Here is a 25,361-nt window from a genome sequence, read left to right on the forward strand (position 1 = left end):
GCGTCATCTGATTTCAGTCGGGCAACTCATGACAAATCCTCACGAAGAGGTGGCACGGTCGCTGCTAGGATGACGTCATGAGCATCCAGATCTTCGGTTTGCCTGTCTCGCGCGGGGTTGCGATTGGCCGCGCAGTGCTGGTCGCATCCAGCCGGGTAGACGTGCCGCACGTTTTCATCGATCCGACTCTGATTGAGGAGGAGGTCGCCCGCCTGTACGCCGCGCGCGATGTGGTGGGTGCCGAGTTCGATGCGCTCAAGCGTGATTTGCCTGCGGACGCCCCAGCCGAGTTGGCGGCCTTGCTCGATGTGCACCACATGCTGCTGCAGGACGAGGCCCTCATTGGTGCCGCGGCCGATTGGGTGCGCCAACGTCACTACAACGCCGAGTGGGCCTTGTCCGCGCAACTGGAAGTCTTGGCACGCCAGTTTGACGAGATGGAAGATGCCTACCTGCGCGAGCGCAAGGCCGATCTGGAGCAGGTCGTCGAGCGTCTGATTCGCAGTCTGGGCCGGGGTGCGCCCCTGACGTTGCCGGAAACCGACCGCGATTCGCGCGACTTCGGTGGTGACGAGCCGCTGGTACTGGTTGCCAGCGACATTGCGCCCGCCGACATGCTCAACTTCAAGCGCAGCGTGTTCAAGGGCTTTGTGACCGATGTGGGCGGCAAGACCTCGCACACCGCCATCGTGGCACGCAGCATGGACATCCCTGCCGTGGTCGGGGCCCGCCAGGCCAGCAGCCTGATTCGGTCGGACGACTGCATCATCATTGACGGCGATGCGGGTTTGGTGATCGTCGATCCCTCTCCCATCGTTTTGGAAGAGTACCGTTTCCGCCAGCGTCAAAGCGAGTTGGAGCGTGGGCGATTGGCCCGCCTCCGGCACACGCCGGCCGTCACGCTGGATGGTGAACGCGTCGAACTGCTGTCGAACATCGAGATGCCCGAAGATGCCGACGCCGTGCTCGAAGCCGGCTCGGTGGGCGTGGGGTTGTTCCGCAGTGAGTTCCTCTTCATGAACCGGGGCGGTAACCTGCCCGACGAGGAAGAGCAGTACGACGCCTATCGTCGTGCGGTCGAAGCCATGAAGGGCTTGCCCGTCACCATCCGTACGGTGGACATCGGTGCCGACAAGCCGCTGGATGCCATGTCGTCGAGTGAGTTGCGGCATGAGTCGGTGCTGAATCCGGCGCTGGGCTTGCGGGCCATTCGCTGGAGCCTCTCCGAGCCGAGCATGTTCCGCCGTCAGTTGCGGGCGTTGTTGCGCGCGGCGGCCCATGGCCCGGTGAAGATCATGATCCCGATGTTGTCGAGCGTGCGCGAAATCAAGCAAACGCTGGACAACGTGGCCCATGCCAAGCGGCAATTGGCAGAAGCGGGCAAGCCTTTTGGCGAAGTTGAACTGGGGGCCATGATCGAAGTGCCTGCAGCGGCACTGACCTTGCCCGTGTTTTTGAAACACTTCGACTTTGTGTCCTTGGGGACGAACGACCTGATTCAGTACACCCTGGCCATTGACCGGACCGATGAAGCCGTGGCCCACCTGTACGACCCCTGGAATCCGGCCGTTCTGCAATTACTGTACAGCACCATCAGCCAGGCGCGTGCGGCTGGCAAGGGCGTGAGTGTGTGCGGTGAAATGGCTGGTGACCCGGCCTTCACGGAGTTGCTGTTGGCCATGGGTTTGCGCACCTTCTCGATGCACCCCACGCAGGTGGCGTCCATCAAGCAGCGTGTGCTGCGTGCGGACACCCGCCGTCTGGCCCCACTGGTGCCGCAGGTGCTGGGCAGCGAAGATCCCGAGGCAACCTGTCTCGAACAGTTTGCAGCGGCCACCGGGGCCACGCACTTGCCCCGGTTTGCAGCTTGATGTGCGGGTTCAGCGCTGGCTGAGTTCTTCCCAGCGCTCGAGCAAGACCATCAGCTCTTCGTCAATGGCGTTGACGCGCTCGTGCATCGGGCCGACGTTGGCGCCTTCCTTGGTGTAAACGTCAGGGTCTGCCAGTTTGTCGTTGAGCATTTTCTGCTCGGTTTCCAGGGCCGCGATGCGGCCTGGCAGTTCATCCAGCTCACGTTGCTCCTTGTAGCTGAGCTTGCGCTTGGTTGCGGCTGCGGTGGTTGGCGCTGGGGCACTGGCGGACACGGGTTCGGCGCTGGCCGCAGGCTTGTTGGTCGGCGTGGATTTGCTGGCCGCCATGGCTTGCGCGCGCTTGGACTGAATCAACCAGTCTTCCACGCCACCTTCGTACTCACGCCACAGGCCATCGCCCTCAGCCACGAGGGTCGATGTGACCACGTTGTCGAGGAAGCGCCGGTCGTGGCTGACCAGGAAGACGGTGCCAGGGTACTCGGCCAGCAGGTCTTCCAGCAGGTCGAGGGTGTCGATGTCGAGGTCATTGGTGGGTTCGTCCAGCACCAGCACGTTGCTGGGCTTGGCAAACAGGCGGGCCAGCAGCAGGCGGTTGCGTTCGCCGCCGCTGAGGGTGCGAACCGGTGAATTGGCGCGGGCAGGTGAGAACAGGAAATCCTGCAGGTAACCCATCACGTGCTTGCGCGAGCCATTGATCTCGATCCACTCGCTGCCCGGGCTGATGAAATCGGCCAACGTGGCGTCGAGGTCCAGGTGGTCGCGCATTTGATCGAAGTACGCCACTTGCAGGTTGGCGCCGAGCTTGACGGTACCGCAGTCCGGGGCCAGTTCGCCCAGAATCATCTTGAGCAAGGTGGTCTTGCCCGCGCCATTGGCACCCACCAGACCCACCTTGTCGCCACGCAAAATGGTGCCGCTGAAGCCCTTGACGATGTCCCGGCCCTGATACGTCTTGCTGACGTTGTCCAGGTCGGCCACGATCTTGCCACCGCGCTCGCCTTGTGACACTTCCAGCTTGGCGCGGCCCATCACATCGCGGCGCTCGGCGCGGGTCTTTCGCAGGTCTTCCAGGCGTTTGACGCGCGCCACCGAGCGGGTGCGTCGCGCTTCCACGCCCTTGCGGATCCAGACTTCCTCTTGCGCCAGCAGTTTGTCGAAGCGGGCGTTGGCCAGGGCCTCGTCGGCCAGTTCGCGGGCCTTGAGATCCTCGTAAGCCTTGAAGTTGCCGGGGTAGCTGCGCAGGATGCCGCGGTCGAGCTCGACGATGCGGGTGCAGACGTTGTCGAGGAAGGCGCGATCGTGCGAGATCAGCACGATGCTGCCCTTGAACGCCACCAGCAACTCTTCCAGCCACGTGATGGCATCCAGATCCAGGTGGTTGGTGGGCTCGTCCAGGAACAAGACGTCCGGGCTCGCCACCAGCGCGCGTGCCAAGGCCACACGCTTTTTGGTGCCCCCCGACAAGCCAGCGATGGGCAGGCTGGGGTCCAGTCGCAGGCGCTGCAGGGTTTCGTCGACGCGTTGCTCCCAGGTCCAGCCATTGCGGGCTTCGATCTGAGTCATCAGGGCGTCGAGGTCATCGCCCTCTGCATGGGCCTCGAAGCGCTCACGCAAGGCCTTTACTTCAGCCAGGCCTTCACTCACGGTGCTGAACACCGTGGCGCCCTCGGCAAAGCTGGGCTCTTGCGGCACGTAGGCCACTTCGACACCGCTTTGGATCTGCAGTTGACCGTCATCGGCCTTCTCCAGTCCGGCCATGATCTTGAGCAGGGAAGACTTGCCCGTGCCGTTGCGGCCGATCAGGCCAACGCGTTCGCCGGTTTCGAGTGCGAACTCGGTGTGGTCAAGCAGGGCGACGTGGCCAAAGGCCAGGCAGGCGTCGCTCAAGGTCAAAACAGCCATGAGACTAGGATCCGCAAAAAAGTGGGCGCGCCAGAGGTGTTGGCGTGCAAGAGGGCCTTATTGTCGCTGCTGGCGCGCGATGGCGGCTTCCAGGGCATCCACAAAGCGTTGAGCCACGTTCCAGCCAGTCTGGTCGGTGATCTCCTGGAAGCAGGTCGGGCTGGTGACGTTGATCTCGGTGAGTCGGTCGCCAATGATGTCCAGGCCGACCAGCAGCAGGCCGCGCGCGGCCAGAATCGGTCCCAAATGACGGGCGATGGCCCAGTCGCTGTCGCTCAGGGCTTGGGCGACCCCCTTGCCACCGGCAGCCAGATTGCCGCGCACCTCACCGCCTTGGGGAATGCGCGCGAGGGCGTAAGGGACGGGTTCACCGTCGATGAGCAGCACACGCTTGTCTCCTTGCACAATGGCTGGCAAGAAGCCCTGCACCATGATGGTTTGCTGGCCGTTGTTCGTCAGGGTCTCCGCGATGCTGCCGAGGTTCAGTCCGTCATCCCGCACGCGAAAAATGCCCATGCCGCCCATGCCGTCCAGGGGCTTGAGGATGATGTCGCGGTGCTCGGCATGGAAGGCTCGGATGGTCTCCATGTCACGTGTGACCAGCGTGGGAGCGATGTGCAGCGGGAACTCGAGGATGGCCAGCTTTTCCGGGTGCTCACGCAGGGCTTGCGCACGATTGAACACCTTGGCCCCTTCACGTTCGGCCTGGGTCAGCAGGTGGGTGGTGTAGAGGTATTCCTGGTCGAAGGGTGGGTCCTTGCGCATCAGCACCCCATCCAGGCTGGCCAACGCCACGGTGGCCACTTCCTGTTCTGCGTACCAATTGTGCGCATGGCCCGTCAGGCTGATGCGACGGCTGCGGGCCTGCACCAGCTCACCACGTCGCCACACGATGTCCTGCGGCTCGCAGGCCCACAGTTCATGGCCGCGCGACGCGGCTTCGCGCATCATCGCAAACGTGCTGTCTTTGTGGGTCTTGAAGGTGTCGAGCGGATCGGCAACGAAGAGGAATTTCATGGTTCGTCAGTCTGGTCGTCAGCGGGATGAACCCTGAAGTTTTCCACGAACAGTGTCAGCGTGCCGGCGACCAAGCCCCAAAATGCAGAACCAATGCCCATCAAGGTCACGCCAGACAGCGTGACCAGGAACGTGATAAGCGCCGCTTCGCGGTGGTGGTCGTCCTTCAGCGCCGAGGCCAGTCCGTTGCCAATGGTGCCCAACAGTGCCAATCCGGCCACGCTCATGATCAGGGCGCCAGGAAATGCTGCCAGGACGCCGGCCACCGCGCCGCCGAGCAGGCCCATGGCCACGTAGAACAGGCCCGCCATGACAGCTGCGGTGTAGCGCTTGCTGGGGTCAGCGTGGGCATGGGGATTGAGCACGATGGCCGCCGTGATGGCGGCCAGATTGAAGGCGTAGCCACCAAAGGGAGCACCGATCAGCGTGACCAGCCCGGACCAGCTCATCAGTCGCGACACGGGTGGCTCATAGCCGGACACCCGAATGGCCGACACACCGGGTACGGCTTGCGAGGCCATTGTCACGATGAACAATGGCAACCCCATGCCGATCACTGCCAACCATGACCAACTGGGAGTGACCCAGACCGGTGTTGCTACAGACCAAGTCAACTGCTCGGCATTCAGTTGACCTTGCTGCCACGCGAGCAGTGCGCCCACCAGCAGGACACCCAATACCGCGTAGCGCGGCCACCAACGTTTTCCCAACAGGTAGGTCAGCATCATGCCGATGACCAGCAAGGGGTGGGGGGCAGCCTCGGCGAACGCCAGCAAGGCGAATTTGGCCAGAATGCCCGCCAGCAGCGCGGACGCCAAGGCGTAGGGAATGCGGTTCATCACGCGGGCAAACCAACCGGTGACCCCGCACAACCACATCAGCACGCCGCATACCATGAAGGCGCCAGTGGCTTCAGACAGGCTTACCCCGTTGGCCGCACTGGCGATGACGGCGGCACCGGGTGTGGACCAAGTGATCAGAATTGGCGCACGCGTCCACAGCGACAGTCCGATCGAGCTCAAGCCCATGCCGAGCCCCAGCACCAAGACCCATGAGGTTACCTGTTCCGGGGATGCGCCGAGAGACCTTGCAGCGTGGAATACCAGCGCAATCGTGCTGGTGAAGGCGACCAGCGTCGCCACGAAACCGGACGACACCGAGGTCAGGCTGGTGTCCCTGAAGATCTGCCTCAGGGACAGAACCATGCCCTTAAATCTCCACTTTCGAGCCCAGTTCAACCACTCGATTGGTCGGCAGGCTCAGGAAGTCAGCGATGCCCGATGCATTGCGGTGCATGCCGGCAAACAGCTTTTCACGCCACGGGGCCATGCCACTGCCAATGGTGGGGATGATGATGTCGCGAGACAGGAAATAACTGGTTTCCATGTCATTGATGGCAACGCCACGCTCTTTCACCAATTTGAGTGCTTCTGGCACGTCAAACTCGTTCATGAAGCCGAAGTGCAGCATCACTTGCCAGCAATCGTTGCCCAAGTCTTCAATCTCGATGCGCTGGTCTGCCGAGATGTAAGGCACCTCATGCGCGCGCACGGTGACAAACAGGTTCTGAGAGTGCAGCACCTTGTTGTGCTTGAGGTTGTGCAGCAAGGCATTCGGGGTGCTGCCCGCATCCGCGTTCAGGAACACAGCGGTGCCTTCGACGCGGGTGGGTGGACTGCAGAACACCGCTTCCAGGAAGGGGTGCAGATCAATCGCGTCTGAGCGCAGGCGTTCATGCAGCAGCGATCGGCCGTCGCGCCAGGTCATCATCAGGCTGAACATGACGACACCCACCAGCAGGGGGAACCAGCCACCATCCACGATCTTGATCGCGTTGGCACTGAAGAACATGATGTCGATGACCAAGAAGGCGCCGGTGGCCAGCACGCACACGGGCAGCGTCAACTTCCATGCATAGCGGATGACGAAGAAGGTCATCACGGTGGTGATCAGCATGTCGATCGTCACGGTGATACCGTAAGCTGCGGCCAACTTGCTGCTGGAGCCAAACAGCGCCACGGCCAGCACGATGCAGGCGTACAGCGCCCAGTTCACAAACGGAATGTAGATCTGACCGGTTTCTTGCTCGGACGTGTGCAGGATGCGCAAACGCGGCAGGTAACCCAACTGAATGATTTGCTTGGTCACCGAGAAGGCCGCAGTGATCAGCGCTTGCGATGCGATTACCGTCGCAGCGGTGGCCAGCCCCACCAAGGGGTAGAGCGCCCATTGCGGCGCCATTTCAAAGAACGGGTTTTCAACGTTCTCTGGGTGCTCGAGCAGCATCGCCCCCTGACCGAAGTAGTTCAACACCAGCGATGGCAGCACCAGACTGAACCAGGCAAGACGAATGGGCAGCTTGCCGAAATGGCCCATGTCGGCATACAGCGCTTCGGCGCCAGTGGCGCACAGGATGACCGCACCCAAGGCGATGAAGGCCAGACCGGGATGCTGATAAATGAACGTCAGCGCATACAGCGGGTTCATGGCAGCCAGAACGGCCGGGTTCTCGACGATGTGCATCGCACCCAAAACCGCCACCACCAAAAACCAGATGGTGGTGATGGGGCCAAAGAACTTGCCAATGCCGCTGGTGCCATGCTTTTGCACCATGAAAAGCGCCGTCAACACCACCAGGGTGATGGGCACCACGTACTTTTCCAGGCCCGGGGCGGCGACTTCCATGCCCTCGACCGCCGACAGCACTGACACAGCCGGTGTGATCACCCCGTCCCCAAAGAAAATCGCTGTCCCAAACATCCCGACTGCGAGCAGGCGGTTGCGCAGTGCCGGCCGGTCTTTCACTGCCGTGGACGCCAGGGCCAGCATGGCAATCAAGCCACCCTCGCCGTTGTTGTCCGCACGCAGGATCAGCGTCACGTACTTCAGCGACACGACGATGGTCAGCGTCCAGAAGATCAGCGAGAGGATGCCGTAGATGTTTTCAGGGTTGAGTTGAAGGTGTCCGTGCGCGAACACTTCCTTCAATGCATACAGCGGGCTGGTGCCAATGTCCCCGTAGACGATGCCGATGGCCCCCAGTGTCAGGGCCGCCAGTTGTGAGCCGGAGAGCTTGGCGCGCGAGTCGTGGTGTTGCACAGGATTGAGCGTGAATCAAACGATGCAGCCATTTTGCCCCTTTTCCTAGGGAAATTGCTGCACTGCGCAAGCAACACTTCGGCCGTTTGACAGCAGTTCAGGGGTAAGACTCGGCGTCCGGGTCGGTGGCTTCCAATTCGTAACTGGCCGCCAGCATGGCCAGTCTGCCGACCACGCCATACATGTAAAACCGATTTGGCGCACTGGCGCCGGGTTTGACACCGGGGCGCGGCAACTGCGTTGGCTCCGGGAAGCCCAGCGGCACAAAGTGGGAACCTGGTGCATTCAGGTTCTCGTCGACGCCGCGTTCGGCATGGACCCGATAGAACCCGCCCACCACATAACGATCAATCATGTAGACCACGGGTTCTGCCACAGCGTCATTGATCTGCTCGTAAGTCGCGACACCCTCTTGAATCAGCACACGGTTCACTTCTTGACCGTCTTTGATCACGCCCATCTTGTTGCGCGTGCGGCGACTGAGTTCGGCGACCTCCTTGGCATCACGCACGGTCATGATGCCCATGCCATAGGTGCCGTTGTCGGGCTTGACCACCACAAACGGCTTTTCATTGATGCCGTATTCCTTGTATTTGCGGCGAACCTTGTTGAGCATGGCATCGACCTGGCTTTCCAGGCAATCGAAACCCGTCCCCTCCTGGAAGTTCACCTCGTCGCATACCGAGTACATGGGGTTGATCAACCAGGGGTCCATGCCCAGCAACTTGGCAAATTTCTTGGCGACCTCTTCGTAGGCCGAGAAATGCTGGCTCTTGCGGCGCACGGCCCAACCTGCGTGCAGGGGGGGCAACAGGTATTGCTCATGCAGACCCTGCAGCACTTCCGGGATCCCTGCCGACAGGTCGTTGTTCAGCAAGATCGTGCAGGGGTCAAAGTGCTTGAGGCCCAGGCGCCGGCGCGTCCGGACCAGCGGCTCCAGCGTCAGCGTGGTGCCATCTGGCAGGGCAATGCCGGTGGGGCTGGTGATGCTCTCATCCAGCGTACCCAGGCGCACATTCAGGCCCGCCAGCGTGAAGATCTGAACAAGCCGGGCCACGTTTGACAGGTAAAACGTGTTGCGCGTGTGCTTTTCGGGAATCAGCAGCAGATTCTTGGCTTCCGGGCAGATCTTCTCGATCGCAGCCATCGCTGCCTGCACCGCCAAGGGCAGCATCTCGGGCGTCAGGTTGTTGAACCCGCCAGGGAAAAGATTGGTGTCCACGGGCGCCAGCTTGAAGCCGGCGTTACGCAAGTCCACTGACGAGTAGAACGGGGGCGTGTGCTCCATCCACTCCAGTCGGAACCACCGCTCGATCGCGGGAACCGACTCCAGCATTCGCTGCTCAAGTTCGTTGATCGGACCGGTCAATGCAGTAATCAGGTGGGGAACCATGGCGTGCCTTGTTTTCTTATCAGGAATGGGCGGCACCCATTTTAGGAACATCACGCGGCGCCAACGCTGAGTTGTTTTGAATACAGCGATGCAAAAAATCAAAAAGGGAGTGATCCGAAGATCACCCCCTTTGAGGTAACAGTCTAGGAGAAGACCAGATTACTTGTGATAGGCAGTCTCACCGTGCGAGGTGATGTCCAGACCTTCGCGCTCTTCCTCTTCAGGAACGCGCAGACCGATCACGATGTCAACGATCTTGTAAGCGATCAGGGACACGACAGCCGACCAGATCACGGTCACGCCCACAGCCTTGGCTTGTGTCAGTACTTGCGTGGCGATGGAGTAGTCAGCCGCGGGGATCACCGAAGCAGTCACCCAGTCACCGACAGCCGATGGGCCACCCAGGTTGGGCGAGTTGAACACGCCGGTGGTCAGGGCACCGAAGATGCCGCCCACGCCGTGGACACCGAAGACGTCCAGGGAGTCGTCTGCACCCAGCAGCTTCTTCAGACCGGTCACACCCCACAGGCAGATCAGGCCAGCCAGCAGGCCGATGATCACGGCACCACCCAGACCGACGTTACCGGCAGCAGGGGTGATGGCAACCAGACCAGCGACAGCACCGGAAGCAGCGCCCAGCATCGAGGCCTTGCCCTTCAGCAGGGATTCACCCAGGCACCAGCCGAGGACGGCAGCAGCCGTGGCGATGAAGGTGTTGATGAAGGCCAGAGCAGCGAAGCCGTTGGCTTCCAGAGCGGAGCCGGCGTTGAAACCGAACCAACCCACCCACAGCAGCGAAGCGCCAACCATGGTCAGAGTCAGGGAGTGCGGCGTAAATGCTTCCTTGCCGAAGCCAATGCGCTTGCCAACCATGTAGGCACCGACCAGACCGGCCACAGCGGCGTTGATGTGCACAACGGTACCGCCGGCGAAGTCCAGAGCGCCCCATTGCCAGATCAGACCAGCCTTGGCGTTCATGGCGTCAACCACTTCCTTGCCGGTGTAGGCGTCAGGACCCATCCAGAACCAGACCATGTGAGCGATCGGAGCGTAGGAGAAGGTGAACCACAGCACCATGAACATCAGCACGGCAGAGAACTTCATGCGCTCGGCGAAGGCACCCACGATCAGTGCGCAGGTGATGCCGGCGAAGGTTGCCTGGAATGCAGCGAACACGATCTCATACATCGGCGTGCCCTTGCTGAAGGTCGCGGCCAACGAGAAGGTGCCAGCAGCGTTATCCCAGATGCCCTTCATGAAGAGGCGATCCAAGCCACCGATGTAGGCGTTGCCTTCGGTGAAAGCCAGGCTGTAGCCGTACACGAACCACAGCACGACGATCAGCGAGAACGTGACCATCACTTGCATCAGCACGGACAGCATGTTCTTGCTGCGGACCAGACCGCCGTAGAACAGGGCGAGACCGGGCACAGTCATCAGGATCACCAGCAGCGTGGAGACCATCATCCAGGTGGTGTCACCCTTGTTGGGGACGGGCGCAGGTGCGGCGGCCGCTGCATCGGATGCAGCTTCGGACGCAGCGGGGGCAGCAGCAGGTGCAGCGTCAGCTGCCGATGCAGGAGCATCAGCCACAGCCGATGCCGCAACAGGGGCCGAGGCCGCGGTGTCTTGAGCGTAGGAGACGCCGAACACACCGAAGGCCGCGAGACCCAGCGCGATGGACGCAATGAGCTTTCTCATGAATTGCCTCTTGGAAAGTACAGAAAGGTGGTTACAGCACGCACACCTTTCTGGTGTGGGCCACAAAAAGTCAGTGAGCAGAAGGCTCTGATCAATGGTGGATCAGAGCGCATCCTTGTCGGTTTCGCCGGTACGGATGCGGATGACTTGCTCCAGTGGGGTCACGAAGATCTTGCCGTCACCGATCTTGCCGGTGCGAGCCGACGTCTCGATGGCTTCGATCACGCGGTCGAGGATGGCTTCATCCACGGCAGCTTCGATCTTGACCTTGGGCAGGAAGTCGACCACGTATTCCGCGCCACGGTACAGCTCGGTATGGCCCTTCTGGCGGCCGAAGCCCTTGACTTCGGTCACAGTGATGCCCTGAACGCCAATGGCGGACAGAGCCTCTCGGACTTCATCAAGCTTGAAGGGCTTGACGATGGCGGTCACCATTTTCATGGTTGATTCTCCGGTGAGTTGGCAAAATGAATAGACGTTTCCAATACTGCAGGAAGCGTGCCAAGGTCGAGAAATGCTGACCGTTGTGGTGGATAAGAGGGTGGTGCACTGATTTGGCGTGCTGTGCGTCCGGGTGCACGCATTGAGTGCAAGCCAGCAATCCCTTCTCGTTGCACCACTTTAGTGCACCATTGTTGTGCGTGCAACACGTGGCATTTGTGATGAGGGCGCCCAAGAGGGGGGCGCGGAGATGGTGGTTGATCGGCAGAATCCGGCGCTTTGCCGCTTGCTGCCTTGTTTTTATGACGCTTGCCATTGTTCACAGCCGCTCACTCGACGGCTTGCGAGCCCCCGAAGTCACCGTGGAGGTGCATCTTGCCAATGGATTGCCGGCGTTTACCTTGGTTGGATTGGCGGACACGGAGGTGAAGGAAGCGCGAGAGCGTGTGCGCGCCGCCATGAGCTCCAACGGACTAGAGTTCCCGCTGAACAAGCGCATCACGGTGAACCTGGCGCCGGCAGATCTGCCCAAAGAGTCTGGTCGCTTCGATCTGCCTATTGCGTTGGGTATTTTGGCTGCCATGGGGCAGGTGGACGCAGAAAAGCTGGCTCGGTATGAGTGTGCTGGTGAGTTGTCGTTGGGTGGCGAGTTGCGCGCGGTTCGCGGTGCCCTGCCCATGGCGTTGGCCCTGCGTCGTGCATCTGATGGGCCCCATACTGCTCGCGCGTTGATTCTGCCCGGCACCAGTGCACAAGAGGCTGCATTGGTCGATGGCGTGAGCATCTACGGGGCGACTCATTTGATGGACGTGGTCAACCATCTGCGCCCTGAGGCGGCGTTGTCGAATTTTTCGGGTCTGATCTGTGTGCGCCCTGAGTCTCGGCCATCCCGGCAGATCCATTGCGAAGACCTCATGGAGGTGAAGGGACAGACCGCAGCTAAGCGTGCGTTGGAGATTGCGGCAGCGGGTGGCCACTCGATGCTCATGGTGGGTCCTCCCGGGTCTGGCAAGTCCATGTTGGCCCACCGGTTTGCCGGTTTGCTGCCATCGCTGACGGACGACGAGTCGCTGGAATCGGCGGCGGTATTGAGTCTTGCTGGGCAGTTTGACGCGCAGAGGTGGGGCGAGCGACGGTTTTCTGCGCCGCATCACACCGCCTCGCCTGTCGCCTTGGCGGGAGGCGGCTCTCCTCCGCGTCCCGGTGAGATCTCTCTGGCTCACCACGGTGTTCTCTTCCTGGACGAGTTGCCCGAGTTCCCTCGTGCTGCATTGGAAGCGCTGCGGGAGCCATTGGAGACCGGACACATCTGCATTTCTCGGGCGGCGCGACGCCATGAGTTTCCGGCACGCTTTCAGTTGCTGGCTGCCATGAACCCATGCCCGTGCGGACATTTTGGCAATCCATTGAAGGCTTGTCGCTGCACGCCCGACCAAGTCGCGCGCTATCAAGGGCGTCTCAGTGGACCTCTGCTGGATCGCATTGACGTGCAGGTGGATGTGCCGATGGTGCCTGCGGAGGTGCTGGCGCAAGCGCCGGACGGCGAAAGCTCTGAGGTGGTGGCTCGCCGTGTCGCGGCGGCGCGGGCATTGCAGCGTGAAAGACAGGGGCAACTCAACGCGGCCCTGCAAGGCCAAGCGCTGGAGTCATGTGTCGAAGTCAGTCCGAGTGCCAAGCAATTTTTACAAGGGGCTTGCAGTCGCCTGGGGTGGTCAGGACGGGCCTACTACCGTGTTCTGAAACTGGCGCGAACCATCGCCGATCTGGCAGGTGCCCCTGCCATTGATGTGACGCACATGGCGGAAGCCATTCAATACCGACGTGTATTGCAGATCCATTGATGTGGCTCAGGTCTGGCCGCGTCGCGAACAAGACTAGACTAGTCCATGAGATTGATCGTGCCGCACTTCATGCGGTGATGTTTGTGGAGAATGTATGAGCAAAATGATGATTCGTCAGGCCTGTGCGTCCTTGCTGTCTGGGCTGGCGCTGGTTGTGGCGGCTGATGTCGCATCTGCCGCAGATCAGAAAGCCGTGGCCAAAGTGGCGGTTGAATCGCCTCTGGTCAAAGTGGATCAGGCTTGGGTACGCCCGATGGTCAAAGGCCAAACGGCAACCGGTGGCTTCATGAACCTGACCGCCACACAAAATCTGACTTTGGTGGGTTTTGCCATGGCGACGCCGGGGGTGCCTGAGTTGCACGAAATGGTGATGGATGGTTCCGTCATGCGCATGCACGCGGTAGACACCCTCTCGCTGCCCGCAGGTCAAACCGTTTCACTGCGCCCGGGCGCACAACACCTGATGCTGACCGAGCTCAAGCAGCCGTTGCAAGAGGGCAGTGAGGTGTTGCTCACACTGAAGTTGAAAACGGCTGAAGGCAAGCTGGTCACTCAGGACATCAAGGTGCCAGTCAAAGTGATGCCCATGGCCATGCCGGCCATGAAGGGTGATGCCATGGGCGGGCACCACCACGGCATGCATCACTGATCTTCCAGTCGGCGGGGTGGGTAGGTGTCCCACCCTTGGCAGCCTGGACACTGCCAGAAGTAGTGTTGGCTTTCGAAACCACAGGCTGCGCAGCGATAGCGCTGCAGTGGCTTGGCTGCCGTGGCCAACGCTTGCTGGAGTCGCTCGATTTCAGCCTCCTCCAGTGGGACGTGGGTGGCCAGGCGTTCGCGAATCAGGCCTTGCGCAGCCGAGAGTGAAGGCGCTTGGCTGATGTGACTCATCAGCGCTTGGCGACGCGCGTCAGCGTCTGGCTGCAAACTGTTGAGCGCGGTCAGGATGTCCACCGAAGGGACCTGCAGATAAAGGTTCTGTAACTTGGCCAATGCGTTGCCCGCTTCGCCGCAGGCCTGTGCAGAGCGGGCGTAATCTGAGGCGATCAGCGAAAACGCTTGAGGTTGCATGACCATCAGGTCATCCCAAATCTTGAGGGCTTCTGCATGCCGCCCCTGCCGTACCAAGCGTTGCCCCTGCATCACCAGTGGGCGAGCCGCTTGGGGCGCAGATTCACGTGCACGCTGCAAGGCAAGTTCTGCGTCTTCACTGCGGCCGCGTGCGTCGGCCTCATGTGCGACTTCGCACCAAAGATGCGCCGTACGCTGCGTGAAGGAGCCTGTGCCTGCAGCCTCCAGTTGACGCGCAACCTCAATGGCTGGGTGCCAGTTGCGTGAGCGCTCGTACAAAGACAACAAAGCCAGACGAGCGTCGGTCGAGAAGGCGGTGCCTTCCAGAGCCTTGAAGGCTTCCTCGGCTCGGTCAAACAAACCAGCCTTCATGAAGTCTTGCGCCAGTGCGTGCTGGGCACGTTCACGCTCTTCCCGCTTGAGGTCGGCGCGGGCCAGCAGATGCTGGTGCACGCGGATGGCCCGTTCGTATTCTCCACGACGCCGGAACAGGTTGCCCAAGGCGAAGTGCAGATCAGAGGTGTCGGGGTCGTGCTGAACGGCTTCGATGAACGCGTCGATGGCCTTGTCTTGCTGTTCGTTGAGCAGCAGGTTCAGGCCCTTGAAGTACGCTTGCGGCGAGGCCTGATCTTCACGTTTGAGTTGGCGCAGGTCCAGGCGAGAGGCAATCCAGCCCAGCAAGAAGGCCACCGGCAGGGCCAGCAGCAACCAGTAAAAATCAAATTCCATGGGGTGTGGGTGCCTTACTTGGCAGGCTTGCGTGGCGCAGGCATGTCCGGCGGAAATGGCAGCTCAGGTGGCAGCGACACAGGGGCGCTCGCACCTGACTCTTTGGCGGGGGATGTGGGGGCTTCTGCCGTGACCACCCCGGAGGTTTCTGGCATCAACTTTTGGCGATGACGGGCATCGCGGCGGTGACGCCACCAACTGGGCACCATGGCGGTCACACCGACCGCGCAACCCAGTGCGAACACCGCCAACACGATGAACACCATGGGTGCCTGCCAGCGGTAGCCCAGAAACCACTTGAGTTCGACCGTGTGCTGGTTGTTGAGTGCAAAGGCAAACAGGATGAAAAACAGCAGGGCTCGCCACAACCAGTTCAGGGCACGCATCTGATCAATCCTTTTGAGGCTGGTCCGAATGATCTGCCGAGGTTTCGGCATGGGTGACAGTATCCACCTTGTCGACCCCTTCGCGCAGGGCCTTGCCGGGTTTGAAGTGCGGCACCAGCTTTTCCGGGATCAGAACCTGTTCGCCAGACCGCGGGTTGCGGCCCATGCGGGGCGGGCGACGGTTGATCGAAAAGCTGCCAAATCCACGGATTTCGATGCGATGGCCCTTGGCCAAGGCTTCTGACATGGTGTCCAGAATGGTCTTGACCGCGAACTCGGCGTCGCGTTGCGTGAGCTGACCGAAGCGCTCAGCCAGGCGGGTAACCAGGTCGGATCGTGTCATGTGGGGGCCGCAGAAAAAATCGGAGGTTGTGGTCAGCATCAGCAAAAAGCCCCAAGAGCTGGATTTCGCCAGAACCTGGGGCTCGTGCCACGCTCATCACAACCCCCACAGGCCGGAGCCTGCAGGGTTGAGTTGAACCGGATCGACGGGATTAGCCGTTGTTTTGATCCAGCTTGGCCTTCAGCAGGGCGCCCAGGCTGGTGGTGCCGGAGCCTTCCTTGGTGTCAGCGCTCAGACGTTGCAGAGCTTCTTGTTGCTCGGCGTTGTCCTTGGCCTTGATCGACAGCTGGATGTTGCGGGTCTTGCGGTCGATGTTGATGATGATGGCGGTGACTTCGTCGCCGTCCTTCAGCACGTTGCGAGCGTCTTCAACGCGGTCGCGGCTGATTTCGGAAGCGCGCAGGTAACCGACGATGTCATCACCCAGCTGGATTTCAGCGCCCTTGGCATCCACGGTCTTCACGGTGCCGGTGACGGTAGCGCCACGGTCGTTCAGGGTCGTGAAGTTGGTGAAGGGGTCGGAGTCCAGTTGCTTGATGCCCAGGGAGATGCGCTCGCGCTCGACGTCGATGGCCAGCACGACGGCTTCGACTTCCTGGCCCTTCTTGTAGTTGCGCACGGCAGCTTCGCCAGGCTCGTTCCAAGACAGGTCGGACAGGTGAACCAGACCGTCGATGCCGGCGGCCAGACCCACGAACACGCCGAAGTCGGTGATCGACTTGACGGGACCCTTGACCTTGTCACCGCGGTTGAAGTTCTGAGCGAAGTCGTCCCATGGGTTCGGCTTGCACTGCTTCATGCCCAGGGAGATGCGACGCTTGTCTTCGTCGATTTCCAGAACCATGACTTCCACTTCGTCGCCGAGGTTGACGATCTTGTTGGGAGCGATGTTCTTGTTGGTCCAGTCCATTTCGGAGACGTGCACCAGGCCTTCGATGCCGGGTTCGATCTCAACGAAAGCACCGTAGTCAGCAATGTTGGTGACCTTGCCGAACAGACGGGTGGAAGCAGGGTAACGGCGAGCAACGCCAACCCATGGATCGTCGCCCATTTGCTTCAGACCCAGCGAGACGCGGTTCTTCTCGGCGTCGAACTTCAGGACCTTGGCGGTCAGCTCTTGGCCAACGGTCACCACTTCGGAAGGGTGACGGACACGGCGCCATGCCATGTCGGTGATGTGCAGCAGGCCGTCGATGCCGCCCAGGTCCACGAACGCACCGTATTCGGTGATGTTCTTGACCACGCCTTGGACGATGGCGCCTTCGCGCAGCGTTTCCATCAGCTTAGCGCGCTCTTCACCCATGGATGCTTCCACCACAGCGCGACGCGACAGCACAACGTTGTTGCGCTTGCGGTCCAGCTTGATGACCTTGAATTCCATGGTCTTGCCTTCGAACGGCGACATGTCCTTGACAGGGCGCGTATCGAGCAGCGAACCGGGCAGGAAGGCACGGATGCCGTTGACCAGAACGGTCAGGCCGCCCTTGACCTTGCCATTGACGGTACCGGTCACGAAGTCGCCAGACTCCAGAGCGGTTTCCAGAGACAGCCACGAAGCCAGACGCTTGGCCTTGTCGCGCGACAGGATGGTGTCGCCGTAGCCGTTTTCGATGGCGTCAACCGCCACGGACACGAAGTCGCCCACTTGGACTTCGATTTCGCCCTGGTCGTTGCGGAACTCGTCGATAGGCACGTAGGCTTCAGACTTCAGACCTGCGTTCACAACCACGAAGTTGTGTTCGACGGCCACCACCTCAGCGGTGATGACTTCGCCCGTGCGCATGTTGGCACGTTGCAGCGACTCTTCAAAAAGGGCGGCAAAAGATTCAGACATGGAATTTCCTGTGCTGGCGTGAACCAGCGGTAACGCTCAGGTCGACAGGAACGACCAGAACGGGTTGGGTTGAAGAACATGACGCCCGTGCTGCCCTTGCGGGCAACGCTGATTGCTCACGCCCCGGCCTGGCAGCAGGGGCTGGATGTCACAGCCTTTGAAAATGGCCTTGTCGCGTCGTCGGACTCAGTGTCCGGCAATCACGTGTGGCCAGCCCTCGACCCACCATCCCAGCACGGTTTCCACCGATTGCTCGATGGTGAGCGCAGAGTTGTCGAGTTTTTGGGCATCTGCAGCAGGGACCAAAGGCGCCACCGCACGGGTTCGATCCCGCAGGTCGCGCGCCTCCAAATCTGCGCAAATCCCGTCAAGGTTAGCAGAAATCCCTTTTTGGATCAATTGGTTATAGCGGCGCTCGGCGCGCTCGGCCACCGTTGCCGTCAAAAAGACCTTCAGGGCCGCGTCCGGGAACACCACGGTGCCCATGTCTCGACCGTCTGCCACCAGGCCGGGCAAGCCTCGGAACGCCTTCTGCAATTCCAGCAGTGCTTGGCGGACGCCGGGATAAGCTGACAGTTTGGATGCGGCTTGGCCGATCTGTTCCTGGCGGATGGCCTCACCCACATCACGGTCATTCAGCCAGATGTGTTCGTGCTCGAAGCGCAAAGGGATGGTGGCACCCAGTTCGCGCGCCAGGGCTTCCAGGCCTTCGGCGTCATCCAGACTGATGTCGCGTTCAGTGGCCAGCAGGCCGGTGATGCGGTACAGCGATCCGGAATCCAGGAACTGGTAGCCCAAACGGGTGGCCAGTGCGCTGGCCAGGGTGCCCTTGCCGGAAGCCGTCGGGCCGTCCACGGCGATGACAGGGATCAGATCCGGGTTGGTTTGCACCACCTGGAACAGGGTTTCGAAGTAGTCCGGGAAGGTCTTGCCGACACAGCGCGGGTCGTCGATGCGTACCGAGATGGGCTTGTCTGCGATGGCGGTGGGTGCCAGCGGGTTGAAGGCCGCGAGCGAGAAACACATGGCCATGCGGTGATCGTCGTAGGTGTGGATGCTGGCGTGTTGCCAAGCGCCCGTGGCCGGTGGGGTGATGCTGATGTAGTCAGCCCCTTCCTCGACAGCGGCACCGAGCTTGCGCAATTCGGTCGCCATCGCCGCAATCCGGTCGGTTTCTTTGACGCGCCAGCTGGCGATGTTGGTCAGCCGCGTGGTGCCATTGGCGTACAGAGCCATCACCGCCAGGGTCATGGCCGCATCCGGGATGTGGTTGCAGTCCATGTCGACGGCTTGCAGTGGCCATTGGCCGCGGCGGATTTCGAGCCAGTTGGGGCCCGCTGTGACCTGTGCACCCATGGCTTGGGCCGCTTCGACAAAGCGGATGTCGCCTTGGATGGAGGCGGCGCCCACCCCCTCCACGCGCACCGGCTTGTCAATGCCTGCGATGGCGCCGGTGGCGATGAAGTACGAGGCCGATGAGGCATCGGCCTCCACGTGGATCTCGCCGGGAGACTGGTAGCGACTGCCCTGGGGGATGATGAAGCGCTCCCAGCCTTGGCGTTCGACGGCAATGCCGAAGCGGGCCAGCAGGTTCAGGGTGATCTCAATGTAGGGCTTGGAGATCAGTTCGCCGACCACTTCAATGGTCAGTGCCTGGTTTTGCGAGACCAATGGCAAGGCCAGCAGTAGCGCCGTGAGGAATTGGCTGGACACATCGCCCCGTACCTTGATGGGGGCATCCAGTTTCAGTGTGCCACCCGCCAGGCGCAGGGGTGGGTAGCCTTCTTGACCCGTGCACTCGACGGTGCAGCCCAGCGGACGCAACGCATCGACGAGATCGCCGATGGGGCGTTCGTGCATGCGCGGCACGCCTGACAGGGTGAAGACGCCACCCTGTGTGGCCGACAGCAGCGACAGCGCTGCGGTCAGAGGACGCATGGCAGTGCCGGCGTTGCCCAAGAACAGGTCGGCTTGCTTGACGGACAGTTGGCCAGCCAAGCCCGTGATGCGGACGGTGTCGCCCTCTTGCTCGATGGCACAACCCAGCACGCGCAAGGCTTCGAGCATCACATGCGTGTCGTCGGACGCCAGCAGGTCATGGACCACCGTGGTGCCTTCGCTCAAACCTGCCAACAGCAGCACGCGGTTGGAAATGCTCTTTGATCCGGGCAGGCGAACCGTGCCGCCAGCAGTCAGAAGAGGGGGGAGGTCGAGGAAAGCTGTGGTGTACATGCGAAAACCGTCGTCATGCAGGCTTTAGTGGCGCGCCTGCATGGTGCATCAAATCAGAAACGGGAGGAAGAGGGCTTGGGTGCGCCCAATTGCCATTGGCTGCGCGCCGTCGAGGCTGACTGGATATGCTGCTGAAGGGCAGGGCCATTCCAGTCTCGCATCAGTTGCTCCATTTCCAGCAAAGCATTGCGGAAGGTCTCCGATTGCTTGAGGATCTCTTCGCGGTTCGACAACAAGATGTCGCGCCAAATGGTCGGATCGCTGGCGGCAATGCGGGTGAAGTCCCGGAAGCCGGGGCCGGCCAAAGACAGGTATTCCTGACCTGCGGGTTGTTCGCCCATGGCGTTCATGTATGCAAAGGCCAGCAGGTGGGGCAGGTGGCTCACAGCCGCAAACGCGGCGTCGTGATGCTCGGGGGTCATCTTCAGCACCTGGCACCCTACGGCGGCCCAGGCATCCGTGGCCTTTTGAACCAGCACGGGGTCGGTCTGCTGCAGGGGCGTCAGGATGACCTTGCGGCCTTGGTACAGCGTGGCGTCTGCATGCTCAATGCCTGCCACTTCGCGACCAGCAATCGGGTGGGCCGGCACGAAGGAGGGCAAACGCTCCTTCAGCACGCGGCGTGCCGCGTCGACGACATCGCGCTTGGTTGAGCCCACATCCATGAAGAGGACGCCCGGGTTGACCAGATGGCGAATGGACTTGAATGTGCCTTCACTCGCGGCCACGGGCACGGCGATCAGCACGATGTCCGAGCCCGATACCGCCAGCAGTGCGGATTCGGCCATCACATCAATCACACCCAGGCGGCGAGCCTTTTCAACGGTGGACGGCGACTTGCTGTAGCCCACCACTCGCTTGACGAGGCCGGCCTTTTTCAAAGCCAGGGCGAAGGAGCCGCCCATCAGGCCACAGCCAATCAGGCCGAGTTGATTGAACATGATGAGACCTCGTGATCAGTGCACGTCCAGCGGATAGCTGCCGAGCACCTTGAAGAAGGAACATTGCGCGCGCAATTCAGCGATGGCGGCAGCAACGTTGTCCTGGTCGGGGTGGCCGGCCAGGTCAATGAAGAACACATACTCCCACTGACCAGACTTCGCCGGGCGGGATTCGAATCGGGTCATGGACACGCCGTGGCGCTTGAGAGGCACCAGCATGTCGTGCACGGCGCCAGGACGATTGGCCACGGACAGGGCCAGACTGGTGCAGTCATGTCCCGTGGGGGCAGCCGGCGAGTGCTGGTCCACGTTGGTGATGATGACAAAGCGGGTGCGGTTGTGCACCTCGTCCTGAATGCCGCGATCGACCACGTGCACGCCAAACTGCGAGGCCGCACGTTCGCTGGCGATGCCGGCGATGCTGGGGTCTTCGCTGGCCAGACGCGCACCTTCGGCGTTGCTGGACACGGCGCGACGTTCCACACCCGGCAGGTGCGTGTTCAGCCAGTTCTGGCACTGGGCCAGTGCCTGTGGGTGGGCGCAGACTACTTTGATGCCATCACGACCCGGTTCCTTGCGGAGCAGGTTGTGCGTGATCATCAGGTTGGTTTCACCAATGATGGTCAGGCGGGACTGCAGGAGCATGTCCAGAGAGCGGCCCACCACGCCTTCGGTCGAATTTTCGATGGGGATGACGCCGTAATCGGCTGAGCCCGACGCGGTGGCGCGGAATATCTCGTCGATGTTCACGCACGCCACCGGCTCGATGGACGACCCGAAGTAGTTGAGCATGGCCTGCTCGGTGAAGGTGCCCACCGGCCCCAGGAATGCCACCCGCTGACGTGCCTCCAGTGCGCGGCATGCGGACATGACCTCGCGCCAGATGGGCGCGATGCTGTCATTCAGGATGGGGCCTGGATTGCGGTTCTTGGCGCGATCAATGACCTGCGCTTCACGGTCTGGACGGAAGATAGGCGAACCATCCAGCTTCTTGACCTCGCCGACGGCCTGAGCCAGGCGCGCGCGCTGATTCAGCAGGTCCAGCAACTGCTGGTCCAGTGAGTCAATCTTGACGCGCAAATCGGCCAGTTGCTCGTTGACCGGACGGCCGTCCGGCTGAAAGTGGGCCTGATCAACCATGGCTTTGTGCAAAGTCCTTCATGAAGGCCACCAGGGTTTCCACCCCGGCGATCGGCATGGCGTTGTAGATGGAGGCACGCATGCCGCCCACGCTCTTGTGGCCCTTGAGTTGCAGCAGGCCGGCCTCCTTGGCGCCTGCCAGGAAGGCGTCATTGAGCGCATCCGACGGCAGGAAGAAGGGAATGTTCATGCGCGAACGGCAGTTCTGGGCGACTTTGTTCACGTAGAAGCCAGAAGCATCGACGTAGTCGTAAAACAGCTTGGCTTTGGCGATGTTACGGGCTTCGATCGCCGCCAAACCGCTCAGATCACCTTCGCGTTGACGCTTGATCCACTGGAACACCAGGCCCGCCAGATACCAAGGGTAGGTGGGCGGTGTGTTGTACATGGAGTCGTTGTCGGCCACGATCTTGTAGTCGAAGGCGGACGGTGTGATCGGCAGAGCATGGCCGAGCAAGTCTTCACGCACGATGACCAAGGTCAAACCGGCTGGGCCGATGTTCTTCTGAGCGCCGGCATACGCCAGCCCCACGCGCGACCAGTCAATGGTGCGCGAGACAATGTGCGACGACACGTCGATCACCAGCGGGGCGTTGGAGCCTAGGGCAGCCAGATCGGGCAGTTCGTGCATCTCGACACCGTGGATGGTCTCGTTGCTGCACACGTGCACGTAGGACGCGTTGTCACTGATCTTCCACGAGCCAACGTCGGGCAGGGTGGTGTGGTGTGTCTCGGTATTGTTGGCCGAGATGTGCACTTCACAGTACTTGTGCGCTTCTTTGGCTGATTTTTGCGACCACGAGCCCGTGATCACATAGTCAGCGCGTTTGCCGCGCGACAGGTTCATGGGCACGATGGCGTTTTGCGCAATCGCCCCGCCCTGCATGAACAGGATCTTGTAGTTGGCGGGAACCGCCAGGATGTCGCGCAAGTCAGCTTCGGCTTGCTGGGCAATGGAGATGAACTCCTTGCCGCGGTGGCTCATTTCCATGACACCCATGCCCGAGCCGTGCCAGTCCAGCATTTCGCTGGCGGCCTGTTGCAGGACTTCTTCAGGCAGAGCGGCTGGGCCGGCTGAGAAATTGAATGGACGGGTCATCGGGCGGGCGTCAGGAACGGAGTCAATTACTTCTTGGCTGCGGGCTTGGTGCCTGCAGGGGCGGCTTTGCCATCGTTGCCTTGGCTGAGCTTGCCGCCCGTTGCAGTGTCCAGAATCTTGCGGATGTTGGCTTCAGCCGACTGGAGCTTGGGCGTTACTTGCGGACGGGCATCGGTGACGACCTTCTCCAGCAACATGTTGCTCAACTCAGGCAGCATGCCTTGGTACTTTTTCAGAATCGGCGACTCCAGCATGCCGATCAGTTGCTTGAGTTCGTCTTCCGAGAAGCGCTCTTCAAACAGCGGGCTGATGGCCGACTGGCTCAGCTTGGCTGCGCTGGCGCGCACGATGGGCGTGGCGGCATCCAGGTACTTGCGGATTTCGGCGTCAACCTGTTTGGCCGTCGCTTCACGTTTGTCCTCGGGCACGGCCTGCACGATGATGCTGCGCGCACCGCCAGCCAGTTGGCGAGCAGGTTGTTCGGCCACGTTGCGAGCCATGTCGTCCAGCGCAGTTTGCTGCGAGGCGAGGATCTTTTGAACCAATTCCTTCTTGTCGGCATGGGCGGACAAGGATGTGGCTGCCAGGGTCATGGCAACGACGGCGGCCCATGCGGTCTTCTTGAATGTCATCGTGTGTCCTCGCGTTTGCTAGTCAAGCGCCTGGCCGGATGGCTCAGGCTTCGGTTGAGCCTTCTGGGGCCTCAGGGGTCTCGCCTTCTTCGCCATCGTTGCCGCTGGCGTCGTTTTCGGCAATGCGTTGCAGGCCAATCAGCTTGGCGCCTTCATCCAGCGAGATCAGGGTCACGCCTTGCGTGGCGCGGCCCAACTCGCGAATCTCCGCGACGCGGGTGCGAACCACCACGCCCTTGTCGGTGATCAGCATGATTTCGTCTTCGGTGCGGACCAGGGTGGCTGCGACCACCTTGCCGTTGCGCTCAGACTGCTGAATGGCAATCATGCCCTTGGTGCCGCGACCGTGGCGGGTGTATTCAACGATGCTGGTGCGCTTGCCGTAGCCGTTTTCGGTGGCGGTCAGCACAGACTGGCTTTCGTCCTCGGCCACCAGCATGGCAATGACCGATTGCCCTTCTTCCAGCATCATGCCGCGCACGCCGCGGGCGCTGCGGCCCATCGGACGCACGTCGTCTTCGTCGAAGCGCACAGCCTTGCCGCCGTCAGAGAACAGCATCACATCGTGCTTGCCGTCGGTCAGGGCTGCGCCGATCAGGTAATCCCCCTCGTCCAGGCCCACGGCGATGATGCCGGCCTTGCGGGGGTTGCTGAAGTCGGTCAGTGGCGTCTTCTTGACCGTGCCCATGGCGGTGGCCATGAATACATAGTGGTCTTCAGGGAAGCTGCGGAACTCGCCGGTCAGGGGCAGGACGACGTTGATCTTCTCGTCCTTTTCCAGCGGGAACATGTTGACCATGGGCTTGCCGCGCGAGTTGCGCGAGCCTTGCGGCACTTCCCACACCTTCACCCAATACACGCGGCCTCGGTTGCTGAAGCACAGGATGTAGTCGTGGGTGTTGGCGATGAAGAGCTGGTCGATCCAGTCGTCTTCCTTCGTGGCGGTGGCCTGCTTGCCGCGGCCGCCGCGCTTCTGCGCGCGGTATTCGCTCAAAGGCTGGCTCTTGATGTAGCCCGTGTGCGAGATCGTCACGACCATGTCGGTCGGGGTGATCAGGTCTTCGGTGCCCAACTCTTGCGCGTTGTGCTCGATGGTCGAGCGGCGGGCGCCCAGCTTGGTCTGACCAAATTCCTGACGGATCACAGCCAGTTCGTCGCCAATGATGGACGACACACGCTCGGGCTTGGCCAGGATGTCCAGCAGATCGGCGATCTGGGTCATCACATCACGGTATTCACCGATGATCTTGTCCTGCTCCAGTCCGGTCAGGCGTTGCAGGCGCATCTGCAGGATTTCGCCTGCTTGTTCTTCGCTCAGGCGGTACAGGCCATCGGGCTGCATGCCGTATTGCGGCGCCAGGCTTTCGGGGCGGTACTGCTGGGCATCGCCATCGACGCGGGCCAGCATTTCGCGCACCAGCGACGAATCCCAGCTCTTGCTCATCAGAGCAGCCTTGGCCACCGGTGGGGTGGGGCTGGTCTTGATGGTTTCGATGAATTCGTCGATGTTGGCCAGCGCAACGGCCAGGCCTTCCAGCACATGGCCGCGCTCGCGAGCCTTGCGCAGTTCGTACACGGTGCGGCGGGTCACCACTTCACGGCGGTGTTCCAGGAAGACCGTGATCAGGTCCTTCAGGTTGCACAGCTTGGGCTGACCGTCGATCAGCGCCACCATGTTGATGCCGAAGG

20 protein-coding genes are annotated in these 25,361 nt (G+C 61.4%); 3 read left to right on the top strand and 17 right to left on the bottom strand.

Annotated features, from left to right (window positions below):
• The first annotated feature begins 77 nt into the window (after window positions 1-77).
• Window positions 78-1,871: a phosphoenolpyruvate--protein phosphotransferase gene (gene ptsP / locus ACOYNB_RS06080; RefSeq protein WP_422838233.1), complete on the top strand. Its 1,794-nt coding sequence runs from the start codon at window positions 78-80 to the stop codon at window positions 1,869-1,871.
• A gap of 9 nt (window positions 1,872-1,880) precedes the next feature.
• Here the strand turns inward: ptsP and ACOYNB_RS06085 are convergent, their stop codons facing one another.
• The 7 genes from ACOYNB_RS06085 to glnK form a co-directional block, all read right to left on the bottom strand.
• Entirely contained in the window at window positions 1,881-3,773 is a 1,893-nt protein-coding gene (locus ACOYNB_RS06085; RefSeq protein ID WP_422838234.1) for an ATP-binding cassette domain-containing protein, read from the bottom strand.
• A 57-nt stretch (window positions 3,774-3,830) separates the two neighbouring features.
• On the bottom strand, window positions 3,831-4,790 hold the full coding sequence (gshB, locus tag ACOYNB_RS06090; protein WP_422838235.1) for a glutathione synthase: 960 nt from the start codon (window positions 4,788-4,790) through the stop codon (window positions 3,831-3,833).
• Window positions 4,787-5,995, bottom strand: a complete 1,209-nt coding sequence (locus tag ACOYNB_RS06095; RefSeq protein ID WP_422838236.1) for a benzoate/H(+) symporter BenE family transporter — start codon at window positions 5,993-5,995, stop codon at window positions 4,787-4,789. The genes gshB and ACOYNB_RS06095 overlap by 4 nt, the downstream gene beginning before the upstream one ends.
• 4 nt (window positions 5,996-5,999) lie before the next feature.
• Window positions 6,000-7,889 carry a potassium transporter Kup gene (locus ACOYNB_RS06100; RefSeq protein ID WP_422838237.1) on the bottom strand — a complete coding sequence of 630 codons (1,890 nt, stop codon included), beginning with the start codon at window positions 7,887-7,889 and terminating at the stop codon, window positions 6,000-6,002.
• Between the two features lie 97 nt (window positions 7,890-7,986).
• The gene (gene gshA / locus ACOYNB_RS06105; protein WP_422838238.1) at window positions 7,987-9,282 is read right to left on the bottom strand and encodes a glutamate--cysteine ligase; all 1,296 of its coding nucleotides are present in this window, start codon (window positions 9,280-9,282) and stop codon (window positions 7,987-7,989) included.
• A gap of 159 nt (window positions 9,283-9,441) precedes the next feature.
• Window positions 9,442-10,983 (bottom strand): ammonium transporter, encoded by a 1,542-nt coding sequence (locus tag ACOYNB_RS06110; RefSeq protein WP_422838239.1) that lies wholly within the window; start codon window positions 10,981-10,983, stop codon window positions 9,442-9,444.
• 102 nt (window positions 10,984-11,085) lie between these two features.
• On the bottom strand, window positions 11,086-11,424 hold the full coding sequence (gene glnK / locus ACOYNB_RS06115) for a P-II family nitrogen regulator (protein WP_374258646.1): 339 nt from the start codon (window positions 11,422-11,424) through the stop codon (window positions 11,086-11,088).
• 302 nt (window positions 11,425-11,726) lie between these two features.
• On the opposite strand from glnK, the gene ACOYNB_RS06120 reads away from it, so the two are divergent.
• Window positions 11,727-13,265 (top strand): YifB family Mg chelatase-like AAA ATPase, encoded by a 1,539-nt coding sequence (locus tag ACOYNB_RS06120; protein WP_422838240.1) that lies wholly within the window; start codon window positions 11,727-11,729, stop codon window positions 13,263-13,265.
• A 94-nt stretch (window positions 13,266-13,359) separates the two neighbouring features.
• Window positions 13,360-13,914, top strand: a complete 555-nt coding sequence (locus ACOYNB_RS06125; RefSeq protein WP_422838241.1) for a copper chaperone PCu(A)C — start codon at window positions 13,360-13,362, stop codon at window positions 13,912-13,914.
• Here the strand turns inward: ACOYNB_RS06125 and lapB are convergent.
• The 10 genes from lapB to ACOYNB_RS06175 form a co-directional block, all read right to left on the bottom strand.
• Window positions 13,908-15,065: a lipopolysaccharide assembly protein LapB gene (lapB, locus tag ACOYNB_RS06130; protein WP_422838242.1), complete on the bottom strand. Its 1,158-nt coding sequence runs from the start codon at window positions 15,063-15,065 to the stop codon at window positions 13,908-13,910. The genes ACOYNB_RS06125 and lapB overlap by 7 nt on opposite strands.
• Before the next feature lie 14 nt (window positions 15,066-15,079).
• Window positions 15,080-15,451, bottom strand: coding sequence for a LapA family protein (locus ACOYNB_RS06135; protein ID WP_422838243.1), 372 nt, complete (start codon window positions 15,449-15,451; stop codon window positions 15,080-15,082).
• Between the two features lie 4 nt (window positions 15,452-15,455).
• The gene (locus ACOYNB_RS06140; protein ID WP_422838244.1) at window positions 15,456-15,794 is read right to left on the bottom strand and encodes an integration host factor subunit beta; all 339 of its coding nucleotides are present in this window, start codon (window positions 15,792-15,794) and stop codon (window positions 15,456-15,458) included.
• A gap of 151 nt (window positions 15,795-15,945) precedes the next feature.
• On the bottom strand, window positions 15,946-17,628 hold the full coding sequence (gene rpsA / locus ACOYNB_RS06145) for a 30S ribosomal protein S1 (protein WP_374258656.1): 1,683 nt from the start codon (window positions 17,626-17,628) through the stop codon (window positions 15,946-15,948).
• 186 nt (window positions 17,629-17,814) lie between these two features.
• Window positions 17,815-19,860, bottom strand: coding sequence for a bifunctional 3-phosphoshikimate 1-carboxyvinyltransferase/cytidylate kinase (locus ACOYNB_RS06150; RefSeq protein WP_422838245.1), 2,046 nt, complete (start codon window positions 19,858-19,860; stop codon window positions 17,815-17,817).
• A 53-nt stretch (window positions 19,861-19,913) separates the two neighbouring features.
• Window positions 19,914-20,801 carry a prephenate dehydrogenase gene (locus ACOYNB_RS06155; RefSeq protein ID WP_420817627.1) on the bottom strand — a complete coding sequence of 296 codons (888 nt, stop codon included), beginning with the start codon at window positions 20,799-20,801 and terminating at the stop codon, window positions 19,914-19,916.
• A gap of 15 nt (window positions 20,802-20,816) precedes the next feature.
• On the bottom strand, window positions 20,817-21,941 hold the full coding sequence (gene pheA, locus ACOYNB_RS06160; RefSeq protein WP_422838246.1) for a prephenate dehydratase: 1,125 nt from the start codon (window positions 21,939-21,941) through the stop codon (window positions 20,817-20,819).
• Window positions 21,934-23,040, bottom strand: a complete 1,107-nt coding sequence (gene serC / locus ACOYNB_RS06165; protein WP_422838247.1) for a 3-phosphoserine/phosphohydroxythreonine transaminase — start codon at window positions 23,038-23,040, stop codon at window positions 21,934-21,936. Before serC ends, pheA begins: the two co-directional genes overlap by 8 nt.
• 26 nt (window positions 23,041-23,066) lie before the next feature.
• A complete protein-coding gene (locus ACOYNB_RS06170) occupies window positions 23,067-23,672 on the bottom strand; it encodes a hypothetical protein (RefSeq protein WP_422838248.1) in 606 nt (201 codons plus the stop codon).
• A 43-nt stretch (window positions 23,673-23,715) separates the two neighbouring features.
• A partial coding sequence (locus ACOYNB_RS06175; RefSeq protein ID WP_422838249.1) for a DNA gyrase C-terminal beta-propeller domain-containing protein occupies window positions 23,716-25,361 on the bottom strand: 1,646 nt, incomplete at its 5' end.

The organism is Aquabacterium sp., from assembly GCF_049317225.1.
GTDB lineage: Bacteria > Pseudomonadota > Gammaproteobacteria > Burkholderiales > Burkholderiaceae_C > Aquabacterium.